19 protein-coding genes are annotated in these 21,915 nt (G+C 36.9%); 16 read left to right on the top strand and 3 right to left on the bottom strand.

The features are described from left to right. Positions 1–186: 186 nt before the first annotated feature. From DWA31_RS06530 to pedF, 3 genes are all read right to left on the bottom strand, one after another. The gene (locus DWA31_RS06530; RefSeq protein ID WP_114325805.1) at positions 187–1,950 is read right to left on the bottom strand and encodes a PQQ-dependent methanol/ethanol family dehydrogenase; all 1,764 of its coding nucleotides are present in this window, start codon (positions 1,948–1,950) and stop codon (positions 187–189) included. A gap of 171 nt (positions 1,951–2,121) precedes the next feature. Next, positions 2,122–3,009, bottom strand: a complete 888-nt coding sequence (locus DWA31_RS06525; protein WP_114325804.1) for a substrate-binding periplasmic protein — start codon at positions 3,007–3,009, stop codon at positions 2,122–2,124. Further along, positions 3,002–3,442: a cytochrome c-550 PedF gene (gene pedF / locus DWA31_RS06520; protein ID WP_114325803.1), complete on the bottom strand. Its 441-nt coding sequence runs from the start codon at positions 3,440–3,442 to the stop codon at positions 3,002–3,004. Before pedF ends, DWA31_RS06525 begins: the two co-directional genes overlap by 8 nt. 304 nt (positions 3,443–3,746) lie before the next feature. Here pedF and DWA31_RS06515 point away from each other — a divergent pair, with 304 nt between their 5' ends. From DWA31_RS06515 to DWA31_RS06440, 16 genes are all read left to right on the top strand, one after another. Next, positions 3,747–4,913, top strand: a complete 1,167-nt coding sequence (locus tag DWA31_RS06515; RefSeq protein ID WP_114325811.1) for an ABC transporter substrate-binding protein — start codon at positions 3,747–3,749, stop codon at positions 4,911–4,913. Between the two features lie 60 nt (positions 4,914–4,973). After that, a complete protein-coding gene (locus DWA31_RS06510) occupies positions 4,974–5,951 on the top strand; it encodes a YVTN family beta-propeller repeat protein (protein ID WP_114325802.1) in 978 nt (325 codons plus the stop codon). A gap of 12 nt (positions 5,952–5,963) precedes the next feature. Further along, a complete protein-coding gene (locus tag DWA31_RS06505; RefSeq protein ID WP_114325801.1) occupies positions 5,964–6,692 on the top strand; it encodes an ABC transporter ATP-binding protein in 729 nt (242 codons plus the stop codon). Next, positions 6,689–7,477 carry an ABC transporter permease gene (locus DWA31_RS06500; protein WP_114325800.1) on the top strand — a complete coding sequence of 263 codons (789 nt, stop codon included), beginning with the start codon at positions 6,689–6,691 and terminating at the stop codon, positions 7,475–7,477. The genes DWA31_RS06505 and DWA31_RS06500 overlap by 4 nt, the downstream gene beginning before the upstream one ends. Before the next feature lie 30 nt (positions 7,478–7,507). Next, on the top strand, positions 7,508–8,509 hold the full coding sequence (gene pip, locus DWA31_RS06495) for a prolyl aminopeptidase (protein ID WP_114325799.1): 1,002 nt from the start codon (positions 7,508–7,510) through the stop codon (positions 8,507–8,509). Between the two features lie 109 nt (positions 8,510–8,618). Further along, positions 8,619–8,903 (top strand): cysteine-rich CWC family protein, encoded by a 285-nt coding sequence (locus tag DWA31_RS06490; protein ID WP_114325798.1) that lies wholly within the window; start codon positions 8,619–8,621, stop codon positions 8,901–8,903. Between the two features lie 248 nt (positions 8,904–9,151). Further along, positions 9,152–9,223, top strand: coding sequence for a pyrroloquinoline quinone precursor peptide PqqA (pqqA, locus tag DWA31_RS17785; RefSeq protein ID WP_081154332.1), 72 nt, complete (start codon positions 9,152–9,154; stop codon positions 9,221–9,223). Positions 9,224–9,356: 133 nt separating this feature from the next. Further along, the gene (pqqB, locus tag DWA31_RS06480) at positions 9,357–10,274 is read left to right on the top strand and encodes a pyrroloquinoline quinone biosynthesis protein PqqB (protein WP_114325797.1); all 918 of its coding nucleotides are present in this window, start codon (positions 9,357–9,359) and stop codon (positions 10,272–10,274) included. Between the two features lie 23 nt (positions 10,275–10,297). Further along, positions 10,298–11,065, top strand: coding sequence for a pyrroloquinoline-quinone synthase PqqC (pqqC, locus tag DWA31_RS06475; RefSeq protein WP_210725560.1), 768 nt, complete (start codon positions 10,298–10,300; stop codon positions 11,063–11,065). Continuing rightward, on the top strand, positions 11,062–11,358 hold the full coding sequence (gene pqqD / locus DWA31_RS06470) for a pyrroloquinoline quinone biosynthesis peptide chaperone PqqD (protein WP_245942515.1): 297 nt from the start codon (positions 11,062–11,064) through the stop codon (positions 11,356–11,358). Before pqqC ends, pqqD begins: the two co-directional genes overlap by 4 nt. Further along, positions 11,351–12,529, top strand: coding sequence for a pyrroloquinoline quinone biosynthesis protein PqqE (gene pqqE / locus DWA31_RS06465; RefSeq protein ID WP_114325795.1), 1,179 nt, complete (start codon positions 11,351–11,353; stop codon positions 12,527–12,529). The genes pqqD and pqqE overlap by 8 nt, the downstream gene beginning before the upstream one ends. A gap of 31 nt (positions 12,530–12,560) precedes the next feature. Next, entirely contained in the window at positions 12,561–14,063 is a 1,503-nt protein-coding gene (locus tag DWA31_RS06460; protein ID WP_114325794.1) for an insulinase family protein, read from the top strand. 149 nt (positions 14,064–14,212) lie between these two features. Further along, a complete protein-coding gene (gene exaC, locus DWA31_RS06455) occupies positions 14,213–15,733 on the top strand; it encodes an acetaldehyde dehydrogenase ExaC (protein ID WP_114325793.1) in 1,521 nt (506 codons plus the stop codon). Positions 15,734–15,795: 62 nt separating this feature from the next. Then, complete coding sequence (locus DWA31_RS06450; RefSeq protein WP_114325792.1) at positions 15,796–17,931, top strand: 4Fe-4S binding protein; 2,136 nt, start codon at positions 15,796–15,798, stop codon at positions 17,929–17,931. 156 nt (positions 17,932–18,087) lie between these two features. Continuing rightward, a complete protein-coding gene (gene nosP, locus DWA31_RS06445; protein ID WP_114325791.1) occupies positions 18,088–19,254 on the top strand; it encodes a nitric oxide-sensing protein NosP in 1,167 nt (388 codons plus the stop codon). Then, positions 19,247–21,796: a hybrid sensor histidine kinase/response regulator gene (locus DWA31_RS06440; RefSeq protein ID WP_114325790.1), complete on the top strand. Its 2,550-nt coding sequence runs from the start codon at positions 19,247–19,249 to the stop codon at positions 21,794–21,796. The genes nosP and DWA31_RS06440 overlap by 8 nt, the downstream gene beginning before the upstream one ends. Positions 21,797–21,915: the final 119 nt, after the last annotated feature.

Genomic DNA, 21,915 nt, shown 5'->3' with positions numbered 1-21,915 from the left:
TTATGGCTTCCTTCAGACCCCACCGTTAGCCAGTGACGCCCTTGCCATTCAGATTATCTTCCCCTTAGTCGGGGTGATAAGGCTTCTTTCAGCCTATCGGGTTTGCCAGCTTCGCTGGGCAAACAAACAAAAAAAGGTTGCCATTGGCAACCTTTTTATTTTGATATTTACTAAACTAAATAATATCTATTTAGGTAGTTTAAATGTCCAAACACTACCACCTTGGTTTAAGTGCTTAATACGTTTAGCTACATCACCACCCCATAAAGGAACAGCGCCACCCCAGCCAGATAATACTGAAATGTATTGTTCACCATCCATTTCCCAAGTAACTGGAGAACCGACAACACCTGAACCAGTATTGAATTTATATTCAACATCACCTGTTTTAGCATTCAAACCTAACAAGTAGCCTTCAGGGTTACCAGTAAATACTAAATTACCTGCAGTCGCTAATACGCCAGCCCATAACGGTGAATAGTTTTTGTAACGCCAAACTTCTTTACCCGTTTTTGGATCCATCGCTCTTAAAACACCAATGTAATCATCGTGGTTAGCTTTGATAGTAAAACCAGCACCTAAATAAGCTGAGCCTTTTTTGTAAGCTGTTGGTTCATTCCAAATATCCATAGACCATTCATTTGAAGGTACATAGAATAATTCAGTGTCTTTACTGTAAGCAATTGGCATCCAGTTTTTGCCACCAAGGAAAGATGGAGTTGCTGTAACCATTTTACCTTTTTTGCCATCTTTAGAATCAGCAGGGTTACCTGGTCTGTTGCTATCAATGTAAATAGGACGACCTTTCTTATCTAAGCCAGAAGCCCAAGAAATTTTATCTACAAATGGGAAACCTCTAATGAAATCACCATTTTCGCGGTTAAGTACATACATGAAACCATTACGGTCAGCAGTAGCTGCCGCTTTTACAGTTTTGCCATTTTGCTTGTAGTCAAATGAAACTAATTCATTTACGCCATCAAAATCCCAACCATCATGAGGGGTTGTTTGGAAATGCCAAACAATTTTACCTGTATCAGGGTCAAGCGCTAAACGAGATGATGAGAAGTAGTTATCACCCGGGCGTAAATGTGAGTTCCAAGGTGCAGGGTTACCCGTACCAAAAAATAGTAAATCTACGTCAGCATCATAAGTACCGCCATTCCATGGAGCAGCACCACCTGATTTCCATAAGTCTCCAGGCCACGTTTGTCCAGCTTTACCACCAGAGATACCGTTTTCTGTTTTCTTGCCATTTTTCCAGATGTAACCCATATGGCCTTCAACAGTAGGACGTTCCCATACTATTTTACCATTGTTAGCATCATAAGCTCTTACTTTACCGACAATACCAAATTCACCACCAGCAACACCGGTGATAACTTTACCTTTTACGATAATAGGAGCAGCTGTGATTGAATAACCAGCTTTATAATCTTCTACTTTCTTTTTCCAAACAACTTTACCGGTATCTTTATTAAGCGCAACTAACTTGGCATCTAATGTACCAAAAATAACTAAATCGCCGTGTAAAGCAACACCACGGTTGATTACATCACAACATGGCATTATGCCATCAGGTAATCTTGCATCATATTGCCAAAGTTCATCACCTGTTCTGGCATCGATAGCAAACACACGTGAATAAGAGCCAGAAATATACATAACACCATCTTTAATCAATGGTTGAGATTCTTGCCCACGTTGTTTTTCACCGCCCAGTGAAAAAGCCCAAACAGGTCGCATTTCTTTAACCGTTTCGTTATTGATTTTTTTCAATGGACTGTAACGTTGTCCTTTAAGGCCTAGGCCGTAAGAAACAACATCATCCGTTGTCATTTGGTCATTAAGAATATCTTTGTCGGTTACGCCAGCGTTTGCCATACCTGATATCGCTAATGAGACCATCATCGATAATGACAATGCTTTAGTTTTTGTCGTTTTAATCATTGTTTTTTCCTCATGGAATTGAATCTGCAATTTGTTTCTGATGCTATTTATACTTTTATATAACTTGCTAAATTTATTATAATTATGCAGGTTGCATTAATCATAAAATGTTGTTCTTACATTAACTACTGAACAGCAGTATGAATTTACCTCATCATTTAGGATGAGTACTTATTCAGAGCCTTTATATAAATCAGGTATTTTGTAGATAACATTAAATTTAGCGAAAATAGCCTCCATTTCACCTGCTTTTATCATATTTTCAACGATATCAGCTACCGCATAACCTAATTCTCGATAATCCGCTTTAACGGCCATACCGATATCCCACTGTTGCTGTCCCATCATAGGAAAAGCATTTTGAGCCAGTGGATAATTTGTTTTAGAAAGCGCACCTTGATAGTGACTAATTTGGCTAGTAAGCCCCATGACGGCATCAACCTTACTTTCGGTCATGGCAATAATGGCTTCACTAATTGATGGGTATTGTTTGGCGCGATCTCTCATGCGACCTTGAAAAGCAGAGGTAAGATAAAACTGAGGAATTGAATCTACTTCAACGCCAATATCATGATATTGAAAAACAGCAATCGTTTCTACTGAGTCAATTTTTTTACTATTAAAGATAACCTTCCATGATTCAGTATGAAAAGGTGCAAACATATGAACATGCTGATGGACTAACTCGCCAATATCATCACGTAATAAAGAATAATCTCTATCATATGGCACTCTTAACATCAAATCCGCAACTGTTCTGTTCAGGAAGTGTCCTTTCCAGATATTGTTGCGCAGATCATCATCAACATTCTCATCGGCAGTCATCCAACGTAGACGAAGTTTAACACCGAGTTTTTTTGCGATAACGTTTGCTAAATTGACATCTATGCCCTTCTCTTCGCCATTATCTATATAAGAGAAAGGCTGGAAGTCACTATAGACAGCAATAACAATTTCATTACTTTCTATAATATCATCATAAGATCGGGAAAAAGCTGTTGCACAAATAAACCAGCAACAGCTAAAGGCGAAAAAAAATAAGCGGGAACGACTAGTCATTTTTTTCGACAGATTCTAACCAAGTTCTAACAGACCAAAGTGCTTCTTGAGATAAATGTTCAGTCATTTTTGGCATGTAGACAGCGCCGTTACGTACTGCACCATTTTGTACACGATATCCATACCACTCATCACCATCATAATCAGCTGCTAACATGCGTAGATCCGGAGCTATACCACCAGAAATACCACCTAAACCATGACAACGAGCACAGTTTTGATTATATGCTGACGCACCAATGCTAAGTACTTTATCACGCACATCACCTGTTGCTTCACGATAAGGGTTTTCTTCTAACCACTCTTCACCTAATTGAGGTAATTCAGACGTATCTATTGATTGTGGCGTTACAGAGCCATGACCCGACGCACCATACGAAAACAAAGATATACAGGCAATCAAGCATTTATGCTTAAAATTTAACTTAGTCATTTTTAAAACCTCTTGGATCTACTTTCAAATTGTATGAAGCTAGTCTAGCGAATAGTTTGTCATTTCCGAATTGTACTTTAGATATGTTCACCTCATCCTTTAGTATGACTTTAGTCAATCACACCTTCAAAAACAAAAATAAAGAACTATAAAACATACAGTTACATATGATGACACAATAAACACTTTACCTGTAATTCAGTTCATTACTATTATATGATGATAAGTAATAAGACGTTATGACTTCTCTAGCTGAGATCAAAATACCATGCTAAAACAAAGTTTACATAAAAAACCAATACTCATGAGCGTTATCTTTTTTATGCTTTTATCTAGTTTCTTAACTAGCTTTAGTGCCTTTTCAATTCCTGTATCTATTGATATCACATATCTAAAGCTACATAAACAACACTCGCCGGCATTATCGAATATTATAAAAATAGCAAGTGATAGTGGTTATCAAGGGGCAAGGTTAGCAATAGAAGATTCAAATACTACAGGAAAATTTTTACAACAACACTTTGCCCTAACCTCCTTTGAGTTTGCAAAACAGCAGGACTTACTAGCTCGCTTAAAAGTAGAGTTCAGCAGTGGAAAAACTATTTTCATACTTGATGCACCGCTGCCTGTCTTGAATGAAATTAACTTGTGGGCACAAAATAAAAACATTTTATTGTTCAATATAAGTGAGTTTTCAAATAATTTACGTAATAACCAATGTTTAAATACAATTCTACATACCGCGCCAAGCCATGCCATGAAGTCAGATGCATTGGCTCAATGGCTACTTTATCGACGTTTAAATAAAGTATTACTCATTCGTGGCGAACAACCTGCTGATATTGCTTTAGCTGAATCATTTAAACGCTCAGCTAAGCGCTATGGTCTTAAAATAATTTCTGAGAAAACATGGAACTTTAATACCGATCTTAGACGAAGCGCCCAGCAAGAAATACCACTTTTCACACAAACATCTAAAGAATATAATGTTGTTTATGTTGCCGACCAAACTAAAGATTTTGCCGAATATATTCCTTTCAACACTTATCTTCCTCGGCCTGTTGTTGGCTCTGCAGGGCTTGAAGCATTATCTTGGCACAAAGTAATAGAACAATGGGGAGCAGCGCAATTACAAACTCGCTTTAATAAATTAACAAACCGCCATATGAATGAAATTGACTTTAATGGCTACCTTGCTGTTCGCTCTGTTGCCCAAGCCGTTCATAAAACTAATTCAGCAGTAGTAAAAGAGTTAACGGCTTATATTAAATCAGATGATTTTAAACTAGCGGCATATAAAGGACGTAAACTTAGTTTTCGCTCTTGGAATGGGCAGTTGAGAATGCCAATTGCCTTAATACAACCTCATGGTTTAGTATCTCAATCTCCTCAGGCGGGAATTTTGCATCCCATCACTGAATTAGATACCTTAGGTTTTGATCAACAGGAGTCTCACTGCAATGCCAATTAACTATTCAAATACGCACAGTCAAATACGCACATTAAAAAACTCACTTTTAAAAGGTACATTATGAAAATTAAATTTTTACTTGGCTTGTTTTTACTTACTCCGAGTCTATTGGTAACCGCCGGTGAGTTGGCTTATGTTACCAACGAGAAAGACGACAATATTTCGGTGATAGACCTTGAGCAGCAAAAAGTGATTAAAGAAATTTCAGTCGGTCAAAGGCCAAGGGGCATTATTTTTAATCACGACCAATCACTTGCTTATATATGTGCCAGTGACTCTGATCGTATTCAAATACTCGATTTAAACACCGAAGAAATTGTCGGTGAATTACCGTCAGGCGAAGATCCTGAAACAATTGCGCTTCACCCAAATGGTAAAATCATTTATACCTCAAATGAAGACGATGCTATTTTAACAGTAATAGATATTGCTACTAGTGTCGTTATTGCCCAAATTGATGTGGGTGTTGAACCTGAAGGCTTAGCTGTAAGCCCCGACGGTAATATTGTTGTGGTTACCTCAGAAACTACTAATATGGTGCATTGGATAGACACTAAAACCAATAAAATTATTGCTAATACTTTAGTGGGCGCAAGGCCTAGGTCTGCACAATTTACTAAAGATAGTAAACTTTTATGGGTAAGCTCTGAAATTGGTGGCGCTGTCGTTGTAATTGACGTTACCAGTAAAGAAATAATCAAGGAATTTACCTTTAAAATTCGCGGCATTCATCGAGATAGAGTTCAACCGGTAGGCATAGAATTAAGCCTCGACGGCCGTTATGCTTTTGTTGCCTTAGGGCCAGCAAACCATGTTGCTGTCATTAATAGAAAAACCATGGAGATTGAAAAATATTTATTAGTAGGCCGTCGAGTTTGGCAATTAGCACTCAATCAAGATCAAAGCCAACTGCTGACTACCAATGGTATTAGTGGAGATGTCTCTATTATCGATGTTGATAAAATGAAAGTGACAAAATCAATAAAAGTAGGTCGATACCCTTGGGGTGTAGCTATCAGATACAGTAAAAATAAGTGAAGGAGTAATACTATGGGCATAGTGACCAACAATTTATCTTTCGCTTATGGCAAAAAAACAGCGCTAAACAAAGTAAACCTAACATTACCCGCAGGGTTTAACGTGTTATTAGGTCCAAATGGCGCAGGTAAAAGTACCTTGTTTTCATTATTAACAGGGCTTACGCAAACCGCTAATGGCACAATTCACATTAACGAAGATGATTTAAGTAAGAATAAATCAAAAATAATGTCTCAAATGGGCGTTGTTTTTCAACAAAGTACCTTAGATTTAGATTTATCAGTTAAACAAAACCTGCTTTATTATGCCTCTTTACATGGTATAGCACCGAAAAAAGCACTGAAAAATATTGAACTGATTTTAGCGCAATTAAGTTTAACAGAGCGTTTGCACGATAAAGTAAGAACGTTAAATGGTGGTCATAGACGGCGAGTAGAAATTGCACGCGCACTTATTCATCAACCTAAAGTATTATTACTAGATGAAGCGACCGTCGGCTTAGATGTTGAAAGCCGCTTATTAATTATTTCCTATGTGCGTAATCTGTGTCTACAGCGTGATATTTGTGTATTGTGGACAACACATTTAATGGACGAAGTAGAGCCAAGCGATCAGCTTATTATTATCAACAAAGGTGAAATTCAAGCACAAGACCAAAGCAGTAAATTGTGTGAACAATATAATGTAGATGACACTTATCAACTGTACTTTGCTTTAACCAAAAATGCGGAGGCAGTATGACCTTAAATCATTATTTTTATTGCTGCTTAGGTATTGTTAAACGTGAAGTTTTTCGATTTTTTCAACAACGTTCACGTTTATTTAGCGCCTTGGTTAGACCGCTATTATGGCTAATTGTATTTGCCGCAGGTTTTAGGGCAGCCTTGGGTGTTTCTATCATGGAACCTTACGGTACCTATATTACCTACCAAGAATATATTATTCCCGGTTTATGCTGCATGATAGTACTATTCAATGGCATGCAAAGCTCGCTATCAATGGTTTATGATCGAGAGATGGGCAGCATGAAAGTATTATTAATGAGTCCACTGCCCATGCCTTTCTTATTATGTTGTAAACTCATTGCTATTGCGTTTTTATCCTTAATGCAAGTGTATGTTTTTTTACTTTGTGCGCAACTGGTTGATGTTGATATTTCATTTTTAGGTTACTTAACAGCAGCACCAGCAGTTTTTCTTATTGCATTTTTCTTAGGCGCTTTAGGGTTACTTTTATCAAGCTTAATTAAACAATTGGAAAATTTTGCAGGAGTGATGAACTTTGTTATTTTCCCCATGTTCTTTCTTTCAAGTGCTTTATATCCATTGTGGAAAATGCAAGAAGCCAGTGTTTGGATATATTGGCTTTGTCAGTACAACCCTTTTACTTATTGTGTTGAATTATTGCGATTTGCACTCTTTGGACAACTCAACTTAACCGCCTTTAGCGTGATATTGAGCGTCACTGTAATAACAGCAGTGTTAGCACTCATTAGTTTTAGTCCTAAATTTAGTCAACAAAGATAAGTCATGAATACGAATAGCAGGTATAAATAAATGTTATCACTCTACCCTGCCATTGAGCCTTTTAGTGATTATCATCTAACCGTCACTAATGATGCGCTAACTGATGCACAAACAGGTGAAGAGTCAACGGAAGAACATCACATTTATGTAGAACAATGTGGAAATCCTTTAGGCATTCCTGTGGTGTTTTTGCATGGTGGTCCGGGGTCAGGGTGTCGACCATCACATCGATGTTATTTTGATCCTCAGCTGTATCATATAATTTTATTTGATCAACGAGGCTGTGGAAGATCTCGCCCTTATGGCACTTTACAACAAAACACGACAACCCATATCATTCAAGATATGGAGGCAATACGACAACATATCGGTATTAAGAAGTGGTTAGTTTTTGGTGGCTCTTGGGGAGCAACACTGGCTTTATATTATGCTAACCACTTTACTGAAAAGGTATCTGGCTTAATATTACGGGGAGTATTTCTTGCTCGTCAACAAGATATAGATTGGGTTTACAGTGAAAATGGCGCAGCTAAAATTTTTCCTTATGCCTGGAATAACCTAGTTAAAGACTTACCACTTTCGCAACAAGCTCAACCACTATCAGTAATCTATCAGCAACTCACCAGTGATGACACTAAAATATCAAACGCTATTTTTAATAAATTACAACACTGGGAAGCTAGTCTTATCTATTGGCAAGAATCATTAAGCTTTGAAGAAAGCTCAATTGAAAATCCAATAAAAGAAAGCGATAAAGCCCCCGCTATTATTCAGCTGTATTATTCAATGAATCAATGCTTTATTGCCAAAGAGCCGTTACTTGAAAATATAGAGAATATTCGACATATACCGACAAAAATCATTCATGGTCACTATGATATGGTGTGTCCACTTGAACAAGCATGGCAATTAAAAAAATACTGGCCTGAAGCTGAATTATCAATCATTGAAATGGCAGGACATGTCGCAAGTGAACCCAAAATCATTGATGCTTTAGTAAAGGCAACTAACGATTTTGCCAAATGTAAGTAAATAAAGTTAAACACCGCTTACAAATTAGGTATATACGATGATAAAAGCGAACATTATTGTTTAAGGCTTAATATCAAATTACCCGAAATGGGTTTCTATAGCCATTAAAATGGGTATATTATCCATACAAGTACTTTTACATAGGAAAATTAATATTAAAAAAACAAACTCATGTAGTAATCAACAAATAGATTCAGATAATATTAATCCGAGTCTTTGTCCACTATGCAATCAAAAGAATAACTGCGGAAATGTATCTGCTTGTGATTCAAGCCAAGGTTGCTGGTGTAGTGATCAAGCAATACAGTTTCCCGAATCTTTACTAGATAAAATCCCAAGTACAGCCAAAAATAAAGCATGTATATGTAAAGCTTGTGCTTTAATTCATAATTAACGGCGTATTTAGCTAGTTGTGTATCATCACTCAGATAGTTATATAAACATTCTTCTACCCTGTATAATCGCAGTTGATTAATTCAATAATCCCCAGCTTTAAGCGCCTAAAATTTCTTCATGCCTACGCCCTATCCTTTTCCCCCTAAAGTAGGATGTTTTATTAAAAGAAAATTAAATATAGTTAATGGGTACTAAGTAAAAAAGCAAAACTATAAACCAATATTATTAACCAGCGAGGAATAAATTATGTGGATTAAGCCTAACTTTGAAGAAATGCGTTTAGGATTTGAAGTAACTCTATACATCAGCAACCGTTAATTTTTTTTATTTCAAATAAGAATACATTAATAAGAATAAATTACCTCAGTTATAGCCAACGCTTAAAAACTGAGGTAATTAGTTATCACTAGACAATTTCTGACTCCCCCTTTGTCTTGATCTCGAGGCACATATGAAAATTTTAGTTCTAGGCTCAGCTGCTGGTGGTGGATTTCCTCAATGGAATTGTCACTGTGCAAACTGTAAAGGCTTACGCGACGGTACAATTAAAGCAACCGCTCGCACCCAATCATCAATTGCCGTCAGCCCTAATGGAAAAGACTGGGTATTGATCAATGCATCTCCCGATATTCGTCAACAAATAAATCAATCCCCACAACTTTGGCCTGAAGAAGGTAGTCGTGGTACTAACATTCGTGCAGCAATTTTAACTGATAGCCAAATAGATCATACCACTGGGCTAATAACCCTGCGTGAAGGGCTACCACTTGATGTCTATTGTAGTGATGTTGTCTATGAAGATTTGACCAGCGCTTACCCATTATTCCCTATGTTAAAGCATTGGCACGGAGGTCTTAATTTTACCAAAATTGATACCGAACAACGACAACCATTCGATGTAAATGGCGTTGACGGTTTAGAGTTCGTTCCTGTTATTATTGAATCTAATGCTCCTCCTTATTCTCGTTATCGCGATAAAGTGGTAGATGGTAATAATATCGGTTTAAAAATTATTGATAAAAGTACGGGTAAATATTTGTTTTATTTGCCGGGTATTGTTGAAAGCACGCCAGAAGTAGAACGCATATTATCCGAAGCAAGCTGTGTACTTATTGACGGAACTTTATGGCTAGATGATGAAATGATTGCCCAAGGCGTTGGTTCGAAATTAGGCTCTGAGATGGGCCATATGCCTGTCAATGGTAAATTCGGTACAGTCGCTCTATTGAACAAATTTACAATCGATAGAAAAATACTTATACATATTAATAACACTAACCCCATTTTAAATGAAGAATCTCCTCAGCATCAATTTGTTTTAGACAACGGTGTTGAAATTGCCACTGATGGCATGGAAATAACGATTTAACCTCACTGATAGGATCCATTTTTATGCAAGCTTGGACCAGAGAACAGTTCGAACATAAACTTAGAAGCAAAGGCGAACTGTACCATATTCACCACCCTTTCCACATTGCGATGCACAAAGGAGAGTGCAGCGAAGAGGAAATTAGAGGCTGGGTGGCTAATCGATTTTATTACCAAGTAAATATACCGATTAAAGATGCGGCAATTATGGCAAATTGTCGCGATATGGAAACTAGACGCTTATGGATCCAGCGTATTCTAGATCACGATGGCAATGCCGGTGAAAAAACCTTAGGTGGTATTGAAGCTTGGTTACGTTTAGGCGAAGCTGTTGGTTTAGACAGACAAGACTTATTAGATGAAAAATTTGTTCTTCCTGGTGTTCGTTTTGCGGTAGACGCTTACGTTAACTTTGCTCGCAGAGCTAACTGGCAACAAGCTGCCTGTTCGTCATTAACAGAAATGTTTGCGCCTGAAATACATCAAAGCCGTCTTGATAGCTGGCCACAAAATTACCCATGGATAAAACCTGAAGGTTTAGAATATTTTCAAATGCGCTTATCGCAAGCTCGTCGTGATGTAAATCATGGCTTGCAAATAACCTTAGATCATTTTACTAGCCGCGAAGCACAAGAAGATGCCTTAAATATTTTACAATTTAAACTGGATATTTTGTGGAGCATGTTAGACTCAATGACATTGGCTTATCAACAAGGTAGAGCGCCCTATCAAGCGATACTTGGACAAGAAGCTATTAATAATCCTATTTATCACAAAGGTATATTTAAGTGAGCACACCAACAGCACCCTCAAACATAAGCCCAACAATGACACCAACACTTAATAGGATGTTCCGTTTTCAGTGGGAAAAAGCGCAAGACTGCTTTGTGTTATTATTTCCAGAAGGCATGGTTAAACTCAATGGCGGTGCTGGCGAAATTATGCAACTTATTGATGGGCAAAAGAACGTACAACAAATTACTACTGAACTGAACAGAAAGTTCCCTGATGCCGGTGACTTAACCGCTGATGTTAATGAATTTATCACCACAGCAATTGAAAAGAAGTGGCTTTATCATGACTAATCAACCCGTAACTGACATATCAAAGAAAGATTCACCTGCCCTCGTGGGTCCACCACTTTGGCTACTTGCTGAACTCACTTATGATTGTCCGTTACATTGCCCTTATTGCTCAAATCCAACAGATTTGAGCGAAACAAAAAATGAGTTAACCACACAACAATGGTGTCAGGTATTTACCGAAGCAAGAGAAATGGGGGCTGTACAACTGGGTTTTTCTGGTGGTGAGCCCTTATTACGCAAAGATTTAGAAGAACTAGTAAAGCATGCCAGAGACCTAGGTTTTTATACCAATTTAATTACCTCGGGTATTGGTCTAACCGAAAAACGTATCGCAAAACTAAAAGAAGCAGGTTTAGATCACATTCAAATAAGTTTTCAAGGTGCAGATCCTGAACTAAATGATGCGATTGCCGGTCGTGGTAATGCCTACCAACAAAAATTTGATATGGCTAAATCGGTTAAAGCTCAAGGTTATCCTATGGTGCTTAACTTTGTTTTATCAAAACAAAACCTTGAGCAAATTGAAGAAATCATGCAGCTCAGCTGTGAGTTAGAAGCTGATTATGTAGAGTTAGCAACCGCACAATATTATGGTTGGGCGTATCAAAACCGTGATCATTTATTACCGTCGCGACAACAGCTAATTGAGGCTGAATGTATTGTTAATGAATTTAGAGATGAACAACAAGGTAAAGGGCCACATTTTATTTTTGTAACGCCTGATTACTTTGAAACCCGTCCGAAAGCTTGTATGAATGGTTGGGGATCAACCTTTTTAACGGTAACGCCAGATGGCTCTGCTTTACCTTGCCACAGTGCAAAAATGCTACCACTAACTTTTCCAAACGTTAAAGATAAATCTATTGATGATATTTGGCAGCAAGATTTTTCTTTTGATTACTTTCGTGGTGATGATTGGATGCCCCAACCGTGTAAAGGTTGTGATGAAAAAGAAAAAGACTTCGGCGGTTGTCGTTGTCAGGCCTTTATGATGACTGGCGATATGCATAAAACCGATCCCGTTTGTAGTAAATCTGAAGATCACCACTTAATTCAACAAGCAATTGAAAGTGCTACTAATCCGTCAAAACCAATAGTAAAGCGCGTTAACCAGAAAGCCATGAAGCATGCTAAAGACACTACGTTAAACATTGCACGTATAAAAGTATGATCTTGGCTTCAGAATTAACAAAACTGACTAAATGACAGAAAATATTTATTGCCATAAAAATGGTTTGAAACATATTAATATTATCGATAATGAAGGTTTTAGCGCACTTTTTGTCGTTAATACGCCCATATTTGATAATAGTGGTGTTGCTCATGGTGTTGAACACATGGTGTTTCGTGGTAGCACAGCCTTTCCTCACCCCGAAACACTCTTTCAACTAACCTCATTAACCGATGCTAAAATTAATGCATCAACCTTTACTGAAACCACTTACTTTCATTGTCAAAGCCAGTGTGAACACACCTTTATGTTGGCTATTAATTATTTGCTAAATGGTTTGTTTAATCCCATTTTTAATGCTGATGATTTGCGATTTGAAATTCATGATGGCAATAATAAAGGTGTAATTTATCAAGAATTAATTGGCGTAGAGCAAGCCAATCAAGAAAGTACTAAAAGCACTGAAGAAAGCAATAAAGATACTAATGAAAATGAATTTTGCTATGGTGGCATTAGCACATCAATTGGTGAATTAACGCTTAACGACTTAACAGCTTTCCATCAACGCTTTTACCATGCAAGTAATATCACCTTAGTTACCGCTAATGCGGATATGGAAAAAATAGCAGACTTGATTACATTATTACCCAAGCAGTCTACTCAGATAAAAGTAGAGCTAGGTAAATACAGAACACAGTTACAAGTTAATGCGCAAGAGAATGCACTAGATAGTGAAAATACCGAGAACCATCAAAAAAAATATTCTCAAGAAATCAACAAACTTATAACACTCTATCATTTGTGGCTGCAAGACCCTTACTATCAAGAAATTGATGACTACAAAGAAATTGAAAATTCGAACAAACCATTAATAACAGATACTGACACCTTACCAGTACTTTCCAATAGCAACTTAATTCCCCCTTTGATTACCTTATCTAATAAACTAGTAAAAAAGGCAAATAACAAGCAAGCGATTGGTCTTGCTATAAAAAACATTGAAATAAAAATATCTGCAAATAAAACCTTACTACCCAACTTATTTACCAAGCTATGCCAACAAGCTAAGAACCAATTAACTGACAATAAGTCAATTAGTAATGAGTTAAATCATCAAAGATATTCGGCGTACACAAGTGATCAACGTAATGCTTTATGGTTAACGGCTATTGGTGTTACTGAAAAAAAACTCGCTAATATTACTAGTTACATTATAAGTGCATACCCACTGTTTTTAGTACCTCGGTGTCAAGGTCTTTGCTACGCAACTCAAGCATTAACGATTGAAAACTCAGCTTACCTCGCTATATATAGTGCTTTTGATGTTAATCCCAACACTCGATTAAAAGAAGTGCCGCTTTGTTTATTACAATTAAGCCAAGATAAACGCTTTATTAGTATGAGCTTAGCCCTTGCTAAAATTAAATACTGTCGAGCATACCAAGCGCAAAGTAACCAAGTAATAAACATAACCGCCACAGATATATCTAACTACTTACAAGTACTGGCCAACAACCCCCATCCTAAAGTATGAGTTTTTTTATGCCAAGGGAGCATGGTTTAACTTGCCAATAAAATCCTATTATATCTATAGACAAATACTGTTTAATTAATAACACGATAAAAAATTCAAGGCTCCCAAAAAAGATCAAATTTTGGTGGGTCTAACATATGAGGTGAATTATGATCTATGCAAATCCTGGAAGCGAAAACTCTGTAGTTACATTTAAATCAAGATATGAAAATTTTATCGGTGGTAAATGGGTTGCTCCGGTAAAAGGAAATTACTTTACTAACACTACCCCTGTTACAGGTGAAGCAATTTGTGAAATTCCACGCTCAAGTGCTGAAGATATTGAATTAGCACTTGATGCTGCTCATGCAGCAAAAGCGGCATGGGGAAAAACCTCAGTACAAGCCCGTTCAAACATATTATTAGCAATTGCTGACCGTGTTGAAGCTAACCTTGAAACCATCGCTGTTGCAGAAACATGGGATAATGGTAAGCCCGTACGTGAAACACTTAATGCTGATATTCCGCTAACTGTAGATCATTTCCGCTATTATGCTGGTTGTATCCGAGCTCAAGAAGGTACACATTCAGAAATAGATGACGATACTGTTGCTTATCACTTCCATGAACCTATTGGTGTTGTTGGTCAAATTATCCCTTGGAACTTTCCTATGCTTATGGCTGCATGGAAATTAGCTCCTGCACTTGCTGCTGGTAACTGTATTGTTCTTAAGCCTGCTGAGCAAACTCCTGCAAGTATTCTTGTATTTATGGAATTGATTGCTGACTTATTACCTGATGGTGTTTTAAACATTGTTAATGGTTTCGGTAAAGAAGCTGGTGAAGCACTCGCAACAAGCACACGTATTGGTAAAATTGCTTTTACTGGTTCAACACCTGTTGGTCAACACATTTTGAAATGTGCTGCTGAAAACTTAATTCCTTCTACTGTAGAGCTTGGTGGTAAATCTCCAAACATCTTCTTTAGTGATATCATGAATCAAGAAGATGACTACATAGACAAATGTGCTGAAGGTTTCGCATTAGGTTTCTTTAACCAAGGTGAAGTATGTACATGTCCTTCTCGTGCACTAGTTCAAGAAGATATTTTTGAAGAGTTCATGGAAAAAGTACTTGAAAAAACTAGAAATATTGTTCGCGGTAACCCGCTTGATGTTAACACTATGGTTGGCGCACAAGCTTCTCAACAGCAATACGAAAAAATTCAAGATTACCTACAAATAGGTAAAGATGAAGGTGCAACGGTACTTTCTGGTGGCGCAGCTGAAAAATTAGACGGCCCACTAGGATCAGGTTATTACATCCAACCAACTATTTTAAAAGGCAACAACTCAATGCGAGTTTTCCAAGAAGAAATTTTTGGTCCTGTAATCTCTGTTACTACCTTTAAAGACGCTGCAGAAGCTTTAGAAATCGCTAATGATACTGCCTTTGGTTTAGGTGCTGGTGTTTGGACACGTGACACTAACCAAGCTTACCGTATGGGTCGTGGTATTGAGTCTGGTCGTGTATGGACTAACTGTTACCATTTATACCCTGCTCATGCTGCATTTGGTGGTTATAAGAAGTCAGGTATTGGTCGTGAAACGCATAAAATGATGCTTGATCATTACCAACAAACTAAGTGCTTATTAGTAAGCTATAGCACTAGCCCATTAGGTTTCTTCTAAATAGTGCATTAGCCCTTTTCCTTCCCTTGAAGGGCTAAATTCAGTTACTTTCGGAGTCTAGTATGAACATAGTTGACGTATTACGACTCCATTTTTATTTACTCTTCTTATTCCTTTGTATTTCCCTAAAACCCGCTTTTGCTTTTGATGAGTCAAACTCTTTTAAAAATAGTGAAGTAACGGCTATTCCCGCAGATATTAAAGAAATTTTTCCAAGCGCTACCCGTATTGGCCAAACTGATCCTAACTTAGCAACAACCCCTGTTTACCAGCTTAGTCAATTATTAGGCTACGTTTTTGAATCTGACGATTTTACTAATTTTATTGGATTTTCAGGTGAAACAATCAATGTATTGATTGGTATTGATATCAATGGCGTATTCGCAGGCTTTAAAGTACTCAATCATCACGAACCTATTTTTTTACATGGTCTTGGCGAACAGTCTATGTTTGACTTTATCGACCAGTATAAAGGGCACTCTATAAAAGAGCGTTTTATAATAAATGCTAAGGACACCAGTACCCCTGGTATTACTAACTTTGATGGTGTAACAAGAGCAACTGTATCAGTAATGGTGATTAACGATACAATTATTGCCTCAGCCCTACAAGTCGCAAGAGCTAAGCTAGAAGGTTTTGCCGCTGCAACAACAGTAAAAATTGACACAGATTTTTTCGAAAAACTCAGCTTTATACAACTGATAGAACAAGGCCATATATCACACTGGCAAGTAAGCAAAGAACAAAGCTTAAAACTTGCTTCCGACGTTTCTAATGAATTAGTAAACGCTATTGAAGAATTAGCCAAAGACAATGACACTGTAGATATTAGCGACTTTATTGAGTTGTATTTTGCTTTTGTTAATATTCCTGTTATCGGTAAAAATCTGTTAGGCGAAGAAGAATATCAGCGATTACTTGAAAGTCTAAAACCCGGTGAACATGCATTAATGATATTCAATCGTGGCGCTTATTCTTATGCCAGTGAAGATTTCATTCCCCAAACTGTTCCAGCCAGACTAAGCGTTGTTCAAGGCGAGTTTCCGGTAGATATTCGTGATATTGATTTTTATAGTTACTATGATCCTTCTTTCAATATACAAATCCCAGATTTTGAACAACAAAATATATTCAGAATAAAATCTCAATCTGGCTTTGAAATAAGTCAAGCTTTTGAAGTTTCACTTGCTGTTAATTATAGCCAGTCATTTTTGTCCACACAGCAACACCAATTCACCACCAACTTAGTTTTACCTGAAAAATTATTTTACACACCCAAAGTTGTTATCGTAAAAAAACAACCTTTATGGGTAAGAATATGGCTAAGCCGTACTGTTGAAATAGCGGTACTCTCACTATACCTAATTATTTTATCCTTACTGTTTTTGAAACAAAAGCAACTTGCTAGCCACGTTAATGCTACCCATAGAATACGTTTCACAATGCTAATTTTTACTATTTTTTACATCGGATACTACACTCAAGGCCAACTGTCTGTTGTTAATATTTATACATTATTATTGTCATTAGTTAATGGCTTTAGACTTGAAGTGTTTTTATTAGACCCGGTTATTTTCATTTTGTGGGTATTTGTATTCATTAGTCTATTTCTTTTCGGACGAGGCTTGTTTTGCGGTTGGTTATGCCCTTTCGGTGCCCTTCAAGAAATGATGGGGCTGTTGGCAAAAAAACTCAGTATTAGACAAATAAAAATATCACCTAAGCATCATAAATATGCACAGAAAATTAAGTACATTATTTTATTTCTCTTGGTTGGCACATCATTTTACTCTCTTTCTTTAGCAGAAAAACTTGCCGAAATTGAGCCTTTTAAAACCAGTATCACCTTAAATTTTGTTCGCTATTGGCCTTTTGTACTCTATTCTGTACTTTTATTATTATTAAGTTTAAAAATTCATAAATTTTATTGTCGTTATCTTTGTCCTTTAGGTGCAGGGTTAGCCATTATTGGTCGTTTTCCCCTATTGAAATGGTTAAGAAGAAGAAAAGAGTGTGGTAGCCCTTGTCAATTATGTCGTAACAAAAAATGTGATATTGACGCTATCAATCAAAATGGTTCAATTGATTACGGTGAATGTATTCAGTGTTTGGAGTGTTTAGTTACCATTGAAAGCCCTAAATTATGCGTTGTTCATAAATACAGTACTCGGCCTATTAAAATAAAAAAAGTAGCCTAGTAGCAGTATCTTCGACCTCTTTTGCCAAAAGGCTATTATCTTTAAAAGTGGACTTTAAGCCTAAAAGACCATTAAAATGACTTTCCTTGTCAATAGTAAGTTTTTCCCGATTAATTTACTTAGACATGTAAAAACGTAACCCTATTAGGCAGAGTCATGACAAATATAAAAACAATAGTCGCTGTTAGTAAATCAATTAATGCGTTACAAGCCAGTAAAGAACTGCGGCAACAATTAAATCATCCTGATATAGACTTTGTACTATTTTACTGTTCAGCTGTCTATCAGTTAGATGAATTAGCAGCAGCAATGACGCAATGCTTTAAGAATATCGATATTGTAGGGTGCACCACTGCAGGTGAATTTACCCGTGATGGCTGTGAACAAAACTCAATTGTAGCCATAGGTTTTTCTGGTAAATACTTTACCATTAGTGCTAAAGCAATCGAGTCTATAGGGGATTTTGATATTGTTGATGCACAAACCACGATGAATGAACTCACTGAACAGTGCTGCTTGAAAGAATTTGCGCCCATACAAAAAAATAGCTTTCTACTCACTTTACTCGATGGATTATCAACAAAAGAAGAACAGTTTTTACAGACTTTAAATTCTGCTACTTATGGTATTCCACATTTCGGCGGCTCAGCGGGTGATGATGTTAATTTAGCCAACACGCACGTTTTTTACCAAAATACATTTCATCAACAGGCTGCCATTGTCATTTTGGTTAATACAAAATGTGACTTTGAAGTATTTAATTGCAATCATATTAAATGCCCTACAGAAAAACTCGTGGTAACCGAAGCCGATGTTGAAAATAGAACAGTATACGAACTCAATGCAATGCCTGCAGCAATTGAATACGCTAAATTACTCAACATAGATATAAATGATTTAACACCGGAAGTGTTTTCCCTTCACCCCGTTGCGGTAAAAGTAGGCGGGCAATACTATATTCGTTCTATACAAAAGGTCAATGTAGACGATTTTAGTTTAACTTTTTATTGTGCGATTGATGTTGGTATTGTGCTTACTGCAGTTGAAATGGACGATATTTTTAATTCATTGAACAATAAGCTAGAAAATATTACCCAACGCTTAGGAAAATCTGAGTTAGTGCTTGGCTGCTGTTGCTTTTTACGTCGTATAGAAATCGAACAAAAAGAATTAGGCGAGCAAGCAAAAGCCTTATATACCAAATATAACATCGCAGGTTTTAACAGCTATGGTGAACATATTAATGGCATTCACTTAAACCAAACTTTTGCAGGCGTTTTTATTGCAGAAAATGAGACTAAGGAGGATAACGTTAATGAATGACATCTATAAAGAAGACTCATTAGTTGATCAAATAGCACAACTCAAAGAACAAAATAGACAATTAAAAAAAATCAACCATGCCTTGATGGAACGGGTAGAAAACCATGGTAATCATTTTGCCCCTTACGATGCCTTTGAACACTCAGTAAACTTATCGCAACAGGTCAGACAAAAAACCCATGAACTAAAAAATACCTTAGCAAAATTAGAACGTAGTAACCGCGCGTTAACACAAGCAAATAATACTGCCAACATATTTAAACAACGCTTTATTGATGCCATTGAGAGTATCTCTGAAGCATTTGTTTTGCTAGATAGTGATGGCAGAATCATTTTACAAAATAGTAATTTTTCTTCTTTTTGGCAAAGTTTAGGCCTATCTACTGATGTTGGTGTGAACCTTAAAGACTTAAAAGACAGAGCAAAAAATCGTGGCATTATTCGCCATGTTTATCCCGGTGATGCCCATAATAGTAATCCTATCTATAAATTATCAAATGGTCGATGGTTTCAATTAAATGAGCGCCGCACGATGGAAGGTGGTTGGGTAATGCTTTATAGCGATGTTACAGCATTAAAAACCGCCGAGAATGTTCGATATGAAGAAGGCATGGCCAACACCTCTTTCTTATTACAAAGTTTAGTTAATAACCTTTCTCAAGGTGTCGTGTTACTTAGTAGTCAGCGATACATCGAAGTGTGGAACAATCGCTTTGCACAAATAAGTCAACTATCGCCAATTTTACTCAATGAGAAACCCTATTTATCAAATCTCAGTAATTTAACTGAACTTGATTTAGAGCCCAAAAAAGAACACGCTTACCATGTACAAACGTTATCAAATGGTACGGTTGTAGAAATAAGAGAGCATCACTTAAAGAACGGTAAATCAATCAAAACATACACTGATATTACTGAGCGACATCGTTATGCTGAGTCATTGAAAAAGAGTGAACGTTGGTTGCGCTTAATCACAGATAACGTGCCCGCTATGATTGCTTACGTAGGAGCAGATCTTAAATTTCAATTTACTAACAAAGTTTATCTCAATTGGTATGGTCATTCTGCATCAGAACTTTATGGGTTAGAAGATCACCAAGAACGAACTAATTTTGATTTTAGTCAAGTAAAGCGATACGTTAGTAAGGCACTTTCCGGAAAAAGTGTTAGTTTTGAAACCGAAGAAAAAAACCTAGCAGGCGAGCTTTGTTATTTATTTAAGTCCTATGTACCCAATATTGATATTGAAGGTAAAGTACTTGGTTTCTTTGTGCTTATACGTGATGTTACCGAGCGAAAAAAGAATGCCTTGGCTCTACAAAAAGCACATGATTTATTAGAAGTTGGCGTACAAGAGCGTACCTCCCAATTGCAGACAGAAATAGAAGGCCACCGACAAGCACAAGTTAGTTTAGTCACAGCAATCAAACAAGCAGACGAAGCTAACATGTCTAAAACAAAATTTCTCGCTGCCGTTAGCCATGATTTATTACAACCTTTAAATGCTGCGCAATTATTTAATAGCTCCCTATCAGAGCAAGTACTAAACACCAGTTTAGAACCTATTGTGAACTCTGTTGACGCTTCGCTCAGTGACTTAGAAAATTTAATTTGTACCTTAGTCGATATTTCTAAGCTTGATGCCGGTGTTGTTCGAGCAGATAAATCTTCTTTTAAATTGGCTGACTTACTTGATAACTTAGCCAATGAATATCAACAACAATCACATGAGTATGATGTAAATTTACATTACGTCACTACTGATATAATAGTACATAGTGATAGTGTTTTATTAGCGCGCGTATTACGTAATTTTCTTTCCAATGCCTTTAGATACACAGAAAATGGCAAGGTATTACTTGGCTGTAGAAGACAAGGTGACACAGTTTCAATTGAAGTGTGGGATAATGGTGTTGGTATAGCTAAAGAGAAAATCAACGAGATTTTTCAAGAATTCAAACGACTTAAATCATCCAAAGTAGCCTTTAGAAATGGTTTAGGCTTAGGCTTAGCTATCGTAGATAAAATAGCTAAAGTACTAAATCATCAGATTAAAGTTGATTCCGTTCAGGGCAAAGGATCGATGTTTTCAATTCAAGTACCCATAGGAACAATTGATCAGCTCTGTGCTGATGATTCTCTTCCTTCCCAAATATTACAAAACACTGATTTAGCAGGGCGCACTATTTGGGTTATCGATAATGATGCCAATATATGTGATGGTATGGCTCGTTTACTTGGCGGGTGGAATTGTACTGTAATAACCGCGCTAAGCCTTGATCACCTTAAGCAACAAGTCGACATTGTTCAAGATCATGCTGATATTTTAATTGTCGACTACCATTTAGATAACGATGAAACCGGTTTTTCTGCTGCTAACGTTATTAATAAGGGGCGAGCATTATCAATACCTACATTAATGATCACCGCAAACTATAGTAAATCACTGAAAAACGAAGTAGCAAAGGCAGGTGTTTTACTGCTAAATAAACCAGTAAAACCAATGAAACTAAAAACAACCATGTTACATTTGTTACGGTAACTATCAGGGGGACTGTACCGTATTCTCTTGATAAAATTAGTTGTAAAGTCTTCCTACCTTAGTAGGAGGGTCTTGCAGCACACACCAACCAACCATTTGTTTTATAAGGTATTATATGG

It is taken from the genome of Candidatus Colwellia aromaticivorans (genome assembly GCF_003333305.1).
Classification (GTDB): Bacteria; Pseudomonadota; Gammaproteobacteria; order Enterobacterales; family Alteromonadaceae; genus Colwellia; species Colwellia aromaticivorans.
The sequence above is the reverse complement of the archived record's forward strand: the minus strand, read 5'-3'. Positions and strand labels throughout refer to the sequence as shown.

Bases quoted from the DNA above. Each gene is read 5' to 3' on its own strand.
- pqqC (WP_210725560.1), top strand. From the start codon at position 10,298: ATGCAAGCTTGGACCAGAGAACAGTTCGAACATAAACTTAGAAGCAAA.
- DWA31_RS06500 (WP_114325800.1), top strand. From the start codon at position 6,689: ATGACCTTAAATCATTATTTTTATTGCTGCTTAGGTATTGTTAAACGT.
- DWA31_RS06505 (WP_114325801.1), top strand. From the start codon at position 5,964: ATGGGCATAGTGACCAACAATTTATCTTTCGCTTATGGCAAAAAAACA.
- DWA31_RS06490 (WP_114325798.1), top strand. From the start codon at position 8,619: ATGGGTATATTATCCATACAAGTACTTTTACATAGGAAAATTAATATT.
- pqqB (WP_114325797.1), top strand. From the start codon at position 9,357: ATGAAAATTTTAGTTCTAGGCTCAGCTGCTGGTGGTGGATTTCCTCAA.
- DWA31_RS06510 (WP_114325802.1), top strand. From the start codon at position 4,974: ATGAAAATTAAATTTTTACTTGGCTTGTTTTTACTTACTCCGAGTCTA.
- DWA31_RS06525 (WP_114325804.1), bottom strand. From the start codon at position 3,009: ATGACTAGTCGTTCCCGCTTATTTTTTTTCGCCTTTAGCTGTTGCTGG.
- DWA31_RS06450 (WP_114325792.1), top strand. From the start codon at position 15,796: ATGAACATAGTTGACGTATTACGACTCCATTTTTATTTACTCTTCTTA.
- DWA31_RS06515 (WP_114325811.1), top strand. From the start codon at position 3,747: ATGAGCGTTATCTTTTTTATGCTTTTATCTAGTTTCTTAACTAGCTTT.
- pip (WP_114325799.1), top strand. From the start codon at position 7,508: ATGTTATCACTCTACCCTGCCATTGAGCCTTTTAGTGATTATCATCTA.
- pqqE (WP_114325795.1), top strand. From the start codon at position 11,351: ATGACTAATCAACCCGTAACTGACATATCAAAGAAAGATTCACCTGCC.
- DWA31_RS06440 (WP_114325790.1), top strand. From the start codon at position 19,247: ATGAATGACATCTATAAAGAAGACTCATTAGTTGATCAAATAGCACAA.
- DWA31_RS06460 (WP_114325794.1), top strand. From the start codon at position 12,561: ATGACAGAAAATATTTATTGCCATAAAAATGGTTTGAAACATATTAAT.
- exaC (WP_114325793.1), top strand. From the start codon at position 14,213: ATGATCTATGCAAATCCTGGAAGCGAAAACTCTGTAGTTACATTTAAA.
- pedF (WP_114325803.1), bottom strand. From the start codon at position 3,442: ATGACTAAGTTAAATTTTAAGCATAAATGCTTGATTGCCTGTATATCT.
- nosP (WP_114325791.1), top strand. From the start codon at position 18,088: ATGACAAATATAAAAACAATAGTCGCTGTTAGTAAATCAATTAATGCG.
- DWA31_RS06530 (WP_114325805.1), bottom strand. From the start codon at position 1,950: ATGATTAAAACGACAAAAACTAAAGCATTGTCATTATCGATGATGGTC.